Origin of the sequence: Rhizorhabdus sp. (genome assembly GCF_018006725.1) — a bacterium.
In the GTDB taxonomy this organism is placed as follows: domain Bacteria; phylum Pseudomonadota; class Alphaproteobacteria; order Sphingomonadales; family Sphingomonadaceae; genus Rhizorhabdus.
The window spans coordinates 1-12962 of record NZ_JAGMXV010000140.1 but is presented as its reverse complement, the minus strand read 5'-3'; the positions used below and the strand labels follow the sequence as shown (position 1 = coordinate 12962).

General features: G+C 63.6%; 9 protein-coding genes and 1 pseudogene. 2 read left to right on the top strand and 8 right to left on the bottom strand.

Translation table 11 applies throughout. The features are described from left to right. Positions 1-337 precede the first annotated feature (337 nt). The 5 genes from KAY22_RS17615 to KAY22_RS17595 form a co-directional block, all read right to left on the bottom strand. Positions 338-973 carry a hypothetical protein gene (locus KAY22_RS17615; RefSeq protein ID WP_296624605.1) on the bottom strand — a complete coding sequence of 212 codons (636 nt, stop codon included), beginning with the start codon at positions 971-973 and terminating at the stop codon, positions 338-340. A gap of 112 nt (positions 974-1085) precedes the next feature. Next, positions 1086-2027 (bottom strand): DUF2493 domain-containing protein, encoded by a 942-nt coding sequence (locus KAY22_RS17610; protein ID WP_296624604.1) that lies wholly within the window; start codon positions 2025-2027, stop codon positions 1086-1088. Positions 2028-2523: 496 nt separating this feature from the next. After that, a complete protein-coding gene (locus KAY22_RS17605; RefSeq protein WP_296624603.1) occupies positions 2524-3480 on the bottom strand; it encodes a plasmid partitioning protein RepB C-terminal domain-containing protein in 957 nt (318 codons plus the stop codon). Next, the gene (locus KAY22_RS17600) at positions 3473-4372 is read right to left on the bottom strand and encodes a plasmid partitioning protein RepB C-terminal domain-containing protein (protein WP_296624602.1); all 900 of its coding nucleotides are present in this window, start codon (positions 4370-4372) and stop codon (positions 3473-3475) included. Before KAY22_RS17600 ends, KAY22_RS17605 begins: the two co-directional genes overlap by 8 nt. Beyond that, a complete protein-coding gene (locus tag KAY22_RS17595) occupies positions 4372-5943 on the bottom strand; it encodes a recombinase family protein (protein WP_366514103.1) in 1572 nt (523 codons plus the stop codon). Before KAY22_RS17595 ends, KAY22_RS17600 begins: the two co-directional genes overlap by 1 nt. Positions 5944-6061: 118 nt before the next feature. Here KAY22_RS17595 and KAY22_RS17590 point away from each other — a divergent pair, with 118 nt between their 5' ends. Together KAY22_RS17590 and KAY22_RS17585 are read left to right on the top strand one after the other, a co-directional pair. After that, positions 6062-6679 (top strand): DeoR family transcriptional regulator, encoded by a 618-nt coding sequence (locus tag KAY22_RS17590; RefSeq protein WP_296624600.1) that lies wholly within the window; start codon positions 6062-6064, stop codon positions 6677-6679. A 167-nt stretch (positions 6680-6846) separates the two neighbouring features. Then, a complete protein-coding gene (locus KAY22_RS17585; RefSeq protein ID WP_296624599.1) occupies positions 6847-7887 on the top strand; it encodes a competence protein CoiA family protein in 1041 nt (346 codons plus the stop codon). Positions 7888-7940: 53 nt separating this feature from the next. Here KAY22_RS17585 and KAY22_RS17580 read toward each other — a convergent pair whose 3' ends face one another. From KAY22_RS17580 to KAY22_RS17570, 3 genes and pseudogenes are all read right to left on the bottom strand, one after another. Further along, a complete protein-coding gene (locus KAY22_RS17580) occupies positions 7941-8864 on the bottom strand; it encodes a zincin-like metallopeptidase domain-containing protein (RefSeq protein WP_296624598.1) in 924 nt (307 codons plus the stop codon). 90 nt (positions 8865-8954) lie between these two features. Continuing rightward, positions 8955-10967, bottom strand: coding sequence for a ParB/RepB/Spo0J family partition protein (locus KAY22_RS17575; protein ID WP_296624597.1), 2013 nt, complete (start codon positions 10965-10967; stop codon positions 8955-8957). 111 nt (positions 10968-11078) lie between these two features. Next, a pseudogene (locus tag KAY22_RS17570) lies at positions 11079-12842 on the bottom strand (strawberry notch C-terminal domain-containing protein); the annotation flags it as partial. Positions 12843-12962 lie beyond the last annotated feature (120 nt).

Here is a 12962-nt window from a genome sequence, read left to right as displayed (position 1 = left end):
GGAAAACCCCGAGACAAGGGGTGGTGCGGGCAGCCGTGGCACACGGCAACTCGGCCCGAAGGCTCGCGGGTTGGATGGGCCGGGCGGCCGACTTAGGGGTCAGATGAGGAGAAGGACGGATCGTCGCTTGGCCGTGCCAGGAACCCCTCCATGGTAATCATGGGCATCCCCGACCTATAGCGCCACGCCGGTCCAACACCTTGGCGAACGTCAGGCTCGTCTTTGCCCCGCCCGCCAACTCAAGCCGCGCGGCATAACGGACCAGGTTCCGCGCCGCCATCCGGCGGAAACCAAACCATGGCACGCCCATGCGAAGGGGACAGGCAAAAAGGCGCGGTTACCTCGCCGGCATCGGCAGGCTCAGTCCGGCCGCCACGGCATCGAGGAGCGAGCCAGTCGCGGGCAGCACGGCCGCGAAGTCGCAAACATAACCATCCGCCACCAACGCGTCGATCCGATGCGCAGCATAGGCGGGACCGAGGCTTGTAAGCAAATCGACGAGAATACGGCCCGGGGTGGGCAGGCCAAGCCGCCGTGCCTCGTCGAAGGCGACGAGAAGATCGTGACGAATATCGCGCGCGGCCTCATCGTGCGACCAGCCCCGGCTCATAAGATAGGCTTTGAGCCCCAGCTCGCAGGATATCGCTAGCAGGTGCAGCGCGGGGGCAAGGGAAACGGTAGCGCCGAGACGTGCCCCGCCGTGAAACTCGCGCGCGCGATCAAGGAACATCAAGGCGGTTTGCCGATCGCCGGGCTCCGCCAGTCTCTCGATCGCGCGCCAGCGGTATGGCGACAGCTGGCTGAGCCACGCTGGGCCGGCCTGGTTGCGCAACTGGCGCAGGCAAGCGCCATCGGCCTCTTCTACATCGCGGCCGGTCGACCACAAGAACAGCAGCTTCGCTTTCCAGCGGCGGCCATGCGCCGCGCGAAAGGCAAGGAGTGCGCGCGCCGTGGGATGATCGGGCATGAACATGATGCAAACCTCCGGGAAACAGGACGCACCCGCCCTGCCCTCCTCCCCTCCGGCATTCGCAGCATTTTGAACCGGGGAAAGCCGGCCGCCGGAAGGCGGCCGGCGCTGCGGATCAGCCGCAGGGTCGCGACGCTGGCGGCGTGCCAAGCGGTCCGCGGCGATCGACGACGTGGATGGCGCGCGCCTTGGCCTCGATCACCAGCCTTTCGGTGACACCATTGCCTTGGAAGGCGATGACGTAGCGCGGCTTGACCGAAAGCATCTGCTCATTGCGGCGGAACCCCGCGCGATCGCCGAGCTTGCGATCGAGTCCGAACCGCAGCTGCTGGATACCGTTCTGCTCGGCCCAAGACGCGGCCAAGCGCTCAATGCCCTTCATGTCACCGCCATGAACGAGATACATGTCGCCCACCCGCTCGCGGACGGCATTGAGCGTTCGCAGCAGGTTATCCGCGAACTGCTTGGCCTCGTCGTCGCTGGCGAAACGCAGCCGCCCGCCGGCGAAGATCACGGGCGTGCCATGGACCATATTGGCATCGCGCACCCGTTCTCGCCGCGCCTGGAGATAGGACCGGCCATCGACGATCGCCGCGGTCGTGCCGAGCGAAATGCGGTTGCCCGACGCCGGCACCCAGGAACGGCCCGTTTCGTGCAGATAATGGCGGGCCGCCGTGTCGCGCATGGTCTCATAGGCCTCGGCGGACTGTTCGATCTTGCGGGCGAGATCGATCTTGTCCTCAAGGTCGGCGGTCGCGACTTCCGAGCCATCCTGCTCGGCGAGCAGAAGCCGAATCTCGTCGGTCAGCCGGTCGATCATCTGGTGCTTCTTGGCGGCTGCGCGGTGGAAGAGGTTGACCAGGCCCCAGCCCAGATCCTCGATGTCGCGCTCAAGCGCACTAAAGGGAAAAAGTGCGAAAAGATCGCTCCAGACAGCGCTGACGGTTTGTTCCATGGCTTCGGCGGGGGGCGGCGCCTCCAGGGTGCGCAGGTCGCCAGTGTGATCAAGATGACCGAGTTCGAGGGCGGAGAGTATCGCCGAGAGAGTGCTGGTCATGAGCTTTGCCTTTCGTTCCACTTGGGGCCGGCGGCCCATCCGCCGGATGCGCAGCCTCCGGGCCATCGAAGGAAGCGGCGGCAGCACCGCCGGGCAAAGCCCAAGGAAAACCCGGGACAATGCCGGGTGGTGCGGGCAGGCGCGCAAGCGCCAACACGGCCGGATTGGCCCCGGGTTGCGGCCGCCAGCGCGATGGCCCAAGCATGCGCATCCTCTGGTGAGGGGCCAAGGTCACAACGGGAAGAGCAGGCGCTTACTGCCCGAAGCGGCGACTATGCGGTGCCGTGATCGATCGTGCAGATGGGACGGGCGTGCCGGGCCGTCGTCGGCACGCCCGTCTCCAACATGCGGTTCATTCACCGCATGCGGCCGGTCCATATGACGGCCAGCCTGGTGGGCTTCCTGCGGGATCGCCGCCATTCCCACCGCCATGCTCGATCCGCCCCATCGTGCGGCGTCTCCCATGGTCCCCGCGCTTATCGGGTCCGGGTCCCCATCATCCTTCCATCTGAGCCGGCATTGTGCCGATCGCCTCGATCTCAGCGATCCGCTGAAATTCACCGAGATATTCCTGGCGATGATTGGAAAGCCACCGCGAAACCCGCGCATTGCCGAGCAGCTTGGCAATGTAACCACGCGCTACTGTCAGGTGCAGATTGTCGATCCCGTAACTGTCTTCGACCGACTTGACCTGGGTCTGCAGGGCCGCAAGTTCGCGTTCCATGCGCGCGATCTGCTGGCTTGTCGGACCAGAGGCATCGGGCCTTGTCGATTTCCGTTGGGCGACAAGCTGCTCATCCGGCGTCGCGGCCAAAAGCGCGCGCGCGAACATGAGGGTGAAGTTGTTCTGGCCGATCATCAGGTCCGCCGCCTCGATCTGGCGTACAGCCGACATGCGCCGCAAGATATCGAACACCTTCATCGAGCAATTGGTGTCCTTCAGCATATCGGCGGCTTCGGGAGTGATGCCGTCAAGCAAGCGGAAGCGCCGTCGGATCGACTGCACCTCAAGGCCGAGCGCATCGGCGATCATGGCCGAGGCGACCCCGCGCTCAATGGCCCGGACGATCATTCTGTGTTCCTGGACCGGCGGCAGGCGGTTGACCCTTTTGTTATAGGTATAGGTCTCGTCATCTGTCGCGATCAGGCAATCGACGCTTTGCACTTCAAGCTGCTTGAGAGCCTCGATGCGCAGATGGCCATCAAGCAGGAAATATTTCCCGCGATGCTGGGAATCGGGGACGACGGCGGGCGCCTCGACGAGGCCGATCGCCTTGATCGAACTCACGATTTGCGCGAATTTCCGGCTTTCGCGCACACCTTCCCGCAATGACTTCAGCGCGACGATGGCATCGATCGGCACAGTTACGGTCTCGCGCTCGAAGCCGAGACTCACGCGATTGTCGGTGCCCGTTTCGTCCATTCCGCCGCCGTCCGATGCCCAGTCAGTCATCGTCATCTCCTGCGATCCGGAGGGCGAGCGCGCGCGGCATCGTCTCGAGGCCCTCGGCGCGCAGCAATGTTAGAAACCCCTCATCGGCGAGGAGGTCCTTCATGGCCTCCACGATGAACAGCAGCCGGGTCTGGGTAAAATCGGATTTCTTGACGAGAAGGCGCTGTTTTTCAGCCTCTCGCTGGTAGACCTGCATGAGGTCGTTGGCAGTCAGCTTCCGGTTGGCATTTTTCCGGCCCAACCGCCCCTGGGACAGGGACCTGTTGCGGCCGCGCATGCGCAAATCGAGAAGGCGGCGCACAGCCGCCAGTTTCTTACCCCGCAGCTTGCCGGTTTCATAAGCCTCGAGCAGGAGACTTTGCGCCTCTTCGGTCTCAGCGCGGGATATCTCCATGGCGAGGCTGATGGGAATAAGGCCGGTTTCGACCGCGGCGACGAGCCGCTCCTCGCCGCGCTCGAGCAAGGAAACGACCATGCTGACCCAGGAGCTGGCGACGCCGATTTTCCGTCCAATTTCCGCCTCGCTATATCCGCGATTGCGCAAGGCACCGACCTCGCGCATCACGTCGATCGGGCGCTGCAGTCGGCGCGCAATATTCTCGACCAGGCTCATCACGAGACATTCGTTCTCGCTGGCTTCGATCACCACCGCGGGAATTTCCGACTGGCCGAGCATTTGGAAGGCTTCGAGGCGGCCCTCTCCGCAGACCAGATCATAGCGCGGGCCACTCGGGCCATCATGGCGGCTCACCGTGATCGGACGTTTGAGACCAATGGTCTCGATATTGTTCACGATCTCCCGGTGCTGCCGTTTGTTTCGGGCGCGCGGATTAAGGACGGTAATTCGCGAGATCGGGATGAGCTCGATCTGCTGTGGGCGTGTGGCGGACATCAGGCTGCCTCCGCAATGGCGATCGGCGCGGCGATTTCGTACAGCAGGTCGAGGGTTTCGAAGCGGTAGGCGTCAAGGCTAAGGCCATTGTCTTCGGCAAGCCGCAGGCGGTCGGCGACAAGATCGAGACGCGGAAACAGGTAATAGTCGAAGGCGGCCCGGTTGGCGGTATCCATGCGCACCACGATCGTGATGTCGGGCATCCGCGACGTGTCGAAGCGGATCTTCCAGCGCAGCAGCCCGGTGGGCGTGGGATCGCAACGGACGATGACGAGCGAGAGGCTGAATTCATCGTTGACGATGACGCTGTCGGTCTGAAAGTCCTGAACGACCTCGCTGCCCATGTCGCGGAGGCCATCGAGCACTTGGCCGAGGATCTCCGGATGGAGTTTGCGCAAGGCCCGATTGATCGCCACATATCGGTAGTCTCGATCCGGCGTATATCCGACCAGATCATAAGCGCGCAGCAGGCTTCCGAACCGGGAGCTGTAGGCACTGCTCGAGGGCATGCCCTCGCACTCGTCGATGATTATCCCCGACAAGAGGCCCCGGCTGTCCAAAAGGACCTTTAGCGCGCTCAGCATCTCGGTGTCCGACAATCGGAACGAACGGGCGCCGATGATCGCCTTGGCGGCTTCGAAGAGGTCACGCTCGACGATGGCATCGAACGCGCCCGCTGCCCGGATCCACATTCCGGGGTCGTTGCGGACGCGCTTCTTCTTCAGCTTGAAGGATTGGCGGTTCCACACATTATCACCGGCATATTTCTCGTTGATCAGCACTTGGTGGACAGTCCCCCGGGTCCAGGGACGATCAAGATCGGTCGGAATATGGCGGCGGTTGAGATCGTCGGCGATGTCCTGTTCGCTGCGCCCCTCATGCACGAAGGCGTGATAGATTCCTCGAACAATGGCGACTTCTTCGGGCGGGCCAGGCGTGAGAATCACGCGGTCGGTCTGGATGCTCTTATGCTCCCCGCGCGTCAGAATCCCTTTTGTTTCGCCCCGCTCATCGACAAGGGTGCGCCGAAGCCCAAATCCCGCAGGACCGCCCTGGCGAAAGCCCTTTTCGATAAGGCGTCCCTGCCCGGCGAACACTTTGACTGACAACTCGCGACTATATTCTCCGGCCATCGCGCGTTTGACGCCCTTGACGATCGTCGACACCGGGCTGCCATCATTGTCGAACTGCTCGGTGCAATATTCGACGGATATCCCTGAGCGTTTGCAGATATATTCGTAGTAGGCGCTTTCATCGGCGTCCTGGAACCGGCCCCAACGGCTGACGTCATAGACGAGCACCATTGTGTAATCGGCAACACCCGTCTGAACGTCGTCGATCAGTTGCTTGAGGGCGTCCCTGCCATCGATCTTGAGACCGCTTTTGCCGGCATCGGCATAGGTTCGGACGATCTCGATGCCGTGAGCGGCGGCATAGTGACGGATCGCCTCGGCCTGGTTCTCCGTCGAGTATTTCTGGTGATCGGTGGACATGCGAACATATTCGGCGGCGCGCACGAACGGCGATGCCGGTTCATGGTCGGTGCCGTCTTGGGTGCGCCAGTCCTCCAAGGCTCGCCTCTCCATGGGCTTGCTGCAGCAGCTTGGGCGACCATGCGCTGCAGCGCAAAACCCACGACTGCTCGCCTCTACGTTCTCATCAGCAGTGTAGCTGCGAAAGGAACGGGAGATGTTGCCGAAAAAGGGCAAGAAGTTACCGGCTTGGAAAGGGGCATTGGCCGGGCGCCAGGCCTATGCGGACGTGATGGCCGACCTAATGAAGAAGGAGCACGGGGACAGCCATCGCGCCGTCAAGCTGCTCATGCGCCAAACGGACGCGAGCGAACGCACCATAAAACACTGGCTTGCCGCTCAACATGGCCCGGACACGGTGTTTTTTCTGCGGCTCGTTGCGACATCGCCCGTCATCCGCGCGTTCGTCCTGGGCGTTATCGAAAGCCCTGTGATGGCCCGACAATCCTCTCGACCAATGCGCTGGGATGTCGCGCCGCTAACGCCCGATGCGGCCGCCGCCAACACGATCCGTCAGCATCCCGTCGGAAATGACCCAATAAATGACCCTGATCATGACCCCATAAATGGCCCAATGACGGAGGGCCTGAATGAACGTCAGCGCTGGTTTCTCGACCGAGTCGGCAAGGGAGATCGCCCCAAGGCCTGGGATATCATGGCTCACTGGCAGGTCAGCCCCAAGACGGCCCGGCGCGACATCCGGGGGTTGCAGTCTGCTGGCCTGCTGCGTTTCGAAGGTGCCCGGCGCAATGGTCGATATCGGCTTGTCCAGTGATCATCCGCGCGGCCGCGCGGCCCATGCAAGACCTATCATGCAGACAATGCCGTCCCGGCCCCGTGATCTGCTGGAGCGAACTTGACCTTGGTTCCCTCCAGCCAGATGTTTGCATCATGGCTCTCAGTTGCGTCGATGACAGCGATAATCGGCTTCAGTCGTCCGATATGAGCGATGCGGACTGGCGCGAACTCGAAGTCAAAAACCGGCGTTTGCACCACCTGCGAATGGACTGCTGCTCGGCAGCGGTTGTTCTCAAGCGGTCTTCGAGGGGAACGAAATTCTTTGCCCATCGAACTGCCGGTCCCTGCGCTTCGGCCGATGAAAGCGAAGAGCATCGTCATCTGAAGATGATGGCCGTCGAGATCGCGCGATCATCGGGCTGGCAGGCAGCAACCGAAGTGGCTGGCACAACGCCAACCGGCGAACCATGGCGAGCCGACGTCCTCGCGGTGAAGGGAAACGCCAAGGTCGCGATCGAGATACAATGGTCGGGGCAAACCAATGCGGAAACCCTGCGGCGACAAGAGCAATACCGCCTCTCCGGGATTCGCGGGCTATGGTTGCTGCGCCAACCAGGCTTTCCGATCGTCCATGATCTGCCCGCGGCCTGCATCGGCGGCTCGCTGGCCGATGGATTTCAGGCTCTCATCCCCGCCCATGAGCGCATGCTCGCGCGCCATCGTCGTCTGCCGGACAGCTGGCGGCAGGCATTACCGATGGACGCATTCCTTCGCGCCGCATTTGAACGAAGATTGAGGTTTCTCACGCTGCTGGAAGCCGTTGGCGAGAATGCGACGATCATCGTCGAAGCCGCGATAGCGGACTGTTGGAACGAGCGCTGCCGGGAAAAGACGCAGATCATCACGAATATAGAAATCGCGACCGACCAGGGCACGTTCGATTTCAGCTTGCCCGACCTTACCGATCACCCGCATCTACTGGCGGAGATTCTTCAGCGGCTGCCATCGTCTTTCGATCACAAGGTCATTCAGAAGCGCTACAGTCATACGCAGCGCCGCAGCTATGTCAGCAACGGCTGCGCCAGGTGCAATCGGCTGTTCGGCGAATTTATGTTGGCGCATGAGCCCTCCGAGACCGATCAAATCGCCACTTTTCCTGCCCGCCTGGATTCCCGCTGGTTGGCGCTGCTCAGTTCCCATCCCGATATCGAGATCAGCCAACCGGCGTGGTGGGTCCGCGCGTGAGGAAGGGAGGACCTTCCTCACGGCCGAACATCGAGATCACGAAGTGCGTGCCCTCAGGCGGCGGCCAGTTCCTCCGCGACATCCTCGCCGGCAAGACCTGTTGCGCGGAGCAAGTAGCCCGCGGCCTCCTCTGCCCGCGCCGCCGCCGTGAGCAGGGCACGATTATCCCTGCGCAGGATGGCGAGCCAGGAACCGATATACGCCGCATGATCGTCGAGATGGGTGGTTGGGAGACCCACATCGGCGCCAACCAGCGCTGCCGTCAGTTCAGCCACCAACTCCTCGAACGCATAGGCCTGATCGCCGAAGCGCTTGCCGAAGGATCGGGCAAGCCGGTCTGGATGACCCGTCCAGTGACCGGCCTCGTGCGCGAGCGTGGCCGCCCATGCAGCACGCGTGTCAAACTGCTCGACGGGCGGCATCGTGACGAGGTCTGCGCGCAGGTCGTAATAGGCGCGATCGCCTCCGGTCCGCAGCCGCGCCGGCAGGCGATAGACGAAGCGTTGTGCCCGTGGATCGAGCCGGTCGCCCGGTGGGACGAGCGATAACGATTCTGGATAGAAATCCGACGGCAGCGCGTCGATCTGGTCTGCATTGAAGACCGCATAGGACCGCATCACCCGGCGATGCTCATCGACCTGCTCGCCGGAGTATTCGCTGGAATCGACCTTTTTCGAATAGGCCTTGTAGAAGATCGCAAATTGCGCCTGCTCACCGGCACGGACCTGCCCGCCAAGGATCTGCGCCTGGCGGTAGGTCATCCAATGGCGTGACCGATAGCCGCATTGCTCGGCGGCCAGCCACAGCCAAAAGGTATTCATGCCACGATAAGGCTCGCCATTGGCCCGCAGCGGACGTCCCTGCGCCGCACACGAACGCCAGGGCCGCACCCAAGGTCGCACACCGGCCTCAAGCCGGTCGATGATGGCGCACGTGATGGTCTCGGCCGGCGAGGGCCGGCCCGATGATCGAGTCATGATGGATACTCCGCGAAAGAGCGGCGGCCAGGGCCGCCGATGAAGGACTGCGGGCGACGCAAAAGCGCCGCCCGCCATTAGTCGCTAGCCTCAAGCCGCCTGGTCGAGGTCGTCAGCATCGCCATCGGGGGCGATCTCCCCTCCCCCGCCGTTGCAATCATCCTCATCGTTGAGGAAGGCGGAATAGCTGCGGAAGCTTTCGGGCTTTTCGATCCCGCCGAACCGCATCTCGTCGGGCAGCCAGGAGAGCGCCTTTTCCCGGACTTCGGCCTCGACGATGCCCTGCCCCGAACAGAGCGCAGCGCAGGCATTGGCAAGGTCACCCTTCTTGGCGTCCTTGTATCGGCCGCGCAGCACCGGCCCGCCGATCTCGTCGAGCGCTTCGAGCATGACGTCCTTCTTCACCCGCCCAAAGAAGTTCTGGGCATCGGGCCGCCACCATTGCGCGACATCAATGTCGAGCAGCCGTCCGAGATGATCGTGGAAGCCGTTGCGGCGCCCGCCATCGTCGACGTTGAGTGTCGGTTCCAGCGTCTGCGCCATGACATGAGCGAGCCAATCGGCGCGCGCCTGTTCATCCAGTTGCCTGAAGGCATCGAAACGCGACGACAGCGTGTTCCCGCCTGCCCAGCTCACATCGAGCGCCTGGCGCTGTTCGGTCAGGACATTGCTCGCCGCGCTACCTTCATCGCGGAAGCTGACGATCGGGAAGCTCGCGGCGGCCGCCTGCAGCGTCGAGTGGTCCCGGACATAGCTGCTGGCGAACACCGTCCGGTGCGCCATCAGGAATATCGTGAGATCGAGCGCGAACCCGGCATCTGAGGCGACATGGGCCGCCAGGATCTGCCGGCGCTGGGTCGCGAGTTCGTCAACCAGCGTCGCGCTGAGCCGGGAGGCCGCGACCTTGCCGGACGGTGCTTCGGGTTCTGCGTCCGCACCCGCCTGACGAATGGCGCGCTCGCTGAACATGCGGCTGTGCACCCGCGGACTGCCATCGGGCGCCAGATAGATGAAGGTGCCCAGCTGGTCCTTGGCCGCATCGTCGACCATCGTGCGCGACGCCTCGATCGTATCGAGTTCCCGCTCTATGTCGGCGAGCCGCGCCGAAGCCACCTCGGCCTCGGGCGTGCCGTCCTCGAGTTCGGTCTCAAGTTCGCGGATGAGCGCGTCGCCCTCATCCGAGAGACTATCGACGCGCTCCTGCTCGTCCTCGCTCAATTCGCGCAGCGCCGGATGATATTCGTGGAGCTGGCACTCCATGTCATAGGGCACATGCGTCGCGAGGACCGGCGTCACGAATGCCAGCTTCTGCTCGGCGGCGAGTGCTTGTGCCGCTGCTTCGAGCTTCTGGGCGGCCAGCTGCTCGATGAGCTCCACGTCGATCCAGCTCTCGTCCGCATCATCGCCGAACAGGTCGCGCTCGATCCGGCCACCCGCACCGACATAGGCGTCGCGGCCGACAAACCGCGCTTTCGCGTCGGTTGCCTTGACCGTTCCGTTGAGGAGCGCACGGCGGATATTGTCGGGATTGTCGCCATAATAGGACCGGCTCATGCTCTCGAACACACGTGCCTGGCGGTCGACATCGGGCGTGACAGCATAGGCCTGGGCGACCCCGAGCGTGATCTCGCCCGCCGCCAGCGCCGCGAAGACGACAGGAGCCAGTTCGGCAAGCCGGACCCGCTGCTCGACGAAGCGGGTCGTGACCCCGAAGCGTTTCGCCACATCCTCGCCGCTCGCCCCCCGGTCGAGGAAGTGCTTGAAGGCCGAGCATTCATCCGCCGGGTTCATCGCGACGCGGTGGAAATTCTCGGCAAGGCTCGCTTCGGCCGATCCGGCATCATCCTCGAGCACCAGCACCTGAACCTCATGGTCCCCGGCAAGCCGCCCTGAATCGATCAGGCGCTGGAGCGCCCGCAAGCGGCGGCCGCCCGCCTTGACGGTGAAATGTCCTGCCTTTTTGAGCGGCGTGACCACGAGATTCTGCAACAGGCCATGCGCGGCGATATTGTCGGCGAGGCTGTCGAGGTCGGCATCGCGATTGGATTTGCGGACATTGTCCTTCGAGAGCGAGAGGTTCTTGACCTTCACGGACTGGATCATCGGTTGTCTCCTTCGAGGGTTGCGCCGACCTCGTCGGCCGGCTTGAGCCACTCAGGCCCACCCGGCCGAAGGCCCCCTCCCCTCTCTTCGGTCGCTTGGCGCGGCCGCTGTTCAGCCTGCGAGTCCGTCCAGGATCTCGACGGCGCGGCTCGAGGGAACGAACAGCCGCGTGCGGTGCTGGATGATCTCAGTGAAGCAGCCCACCGCCTTGAGATGAGGCAGCGCCTCGGGCTTCCAGTCGAGCAATTCGAGGCGTTGGTCGCCAGCGACCAAGGCGCGCTTCAGCCGCAGCGCTCCGATCGGCATGATTTCACCCGAGGTGCGGACATGCTCGACCCGAGCATTAAGGTCGATCTCGACATGGGCCGCGATGCCGAACGCGCCCGCGATGCGTTCCACAAGCGGCGCCGGAATAAGGCGCCCGAGAAGCGACTGGCCGTCATCGCTCGTCAGCCGCCAGACCTGGACATGATCGTCGGGCAGTTTTCCCCAGACCGGGAGCAGCAGGCCGGTGACCAGATAGATGATCTGCGTGCGTGTCTCCGCCGCCATTGCGTCGCATTCAGCCTGCCAGGCTTCGTCGAAGCTCGCGCGATCCACGTCGGTCCAATGTGTTTCGGCGAAGAGGTCCTGCCGGTGCCGTTCGGTGCGCGTCGGCCGCACCAGCTCGTAGCGGCGCACGGTCCGTCCCTCTTCGTCCGTCAGCGAGAACGTGGGTCGGCAAATGGCGGCCTTGCCGGAACGCGGGTTGATCAATCGGCGCGCTTCCGGGTCGGCGAGAAGCCAATGCGCTCGTTCCAGGGGCAGCGGCCGATATCGTTCCTCGGTTTCGATGCGCAGGATTTCGGTTTCGGCACCGCTCACGGGATCGCGCCGGATCACCGTGCGGTCGAGGATCGAAATACGGTCGGCCGCGATCGTCTCGACGCCAAGGTCGAGGGTGCCGGCCTCGCGGGCCTTTTCCACCCGTGCTTCGATCAAGCCCAGATATTCGTCGAAGATCGCGTTCTGCAGGTCGATACGCAGCGCCAGGATGCGGTTCAACCACCGCTGGATCGTGGGCAAGGTCTCGGTGAGCCCCCCACCCTCGCCCGCCAGGTTCAGCCCGGTGAGCGTTTGAAACTGATCGAAGCGCACCGATTGGAGCTTTGCCTGGAACAGCAGGCGAAACCATTGATCGAGCGATTCCCGCGCGAAGTCGGACTCCAGATTGTCGCGGGGGTCGAAAAGTCCCTGTCCGCCGGTCTGACGCTGGCCGCGGGTCAGCGCGCCCAGGCTGTCGAGGCGCCGGGCGATGGTCGAGATGAACCGCCGTTCGCCGCGGCAATCGGTGGAAACGGGTCGAAACAGGGGCGGGCAGGCTTGGTGGGTGCGGTGCGTGCGGCCCAGCCCTTGGATCGCCGCGTCCGCGCGCCAACCGGGCTCGAGCAGATAGTGGATGCGGCGGCTCTGATTGGGCGCGTCGAGGCTGGCGTGGTAGCTCCGCCCCGTGCCGCCGGCGTCGGAGAAGATCAGGATGCGCTTTTCGCCGCGCATGAAGATGTCGGTCTCCGCGAGGTTCGTGCGCGCGCTGCGCCGTTCGATCCGCTGACGGCCGTCGGCATCGACGATGATCCGCCGGCTGCGACCCGTCACCTCGGCCACAGCCTCCGTCCCGAAATGCCCGATGATGTGATCGAGCGCCGAGCCGATCACCGGTAGCGCACAAAGCTGCTCGAGGAGCTGGTCGCGCATGGCGATCGCTTCCCGGCACAGCACGGGCTGTCCCGCCTCGTCAATCATCGGTTCCGAGCGCACCGTGCCGCTATCGTCGGTATAGGTGCGCATCTGGCGCACCGGAAAGGCCGCCGTCAGATAATCGACCAGGAATTCTTTGCAGTCGCAGTTTATGTCGAGCGTGGCGGCGAGAGACGCAGGTTTCCTTCGGTTTTCCATGATTTCACTCCAGATAATATGCGGGTTAGAGGGAGTGTTCGAAGACGGGTCAGGCCCGCC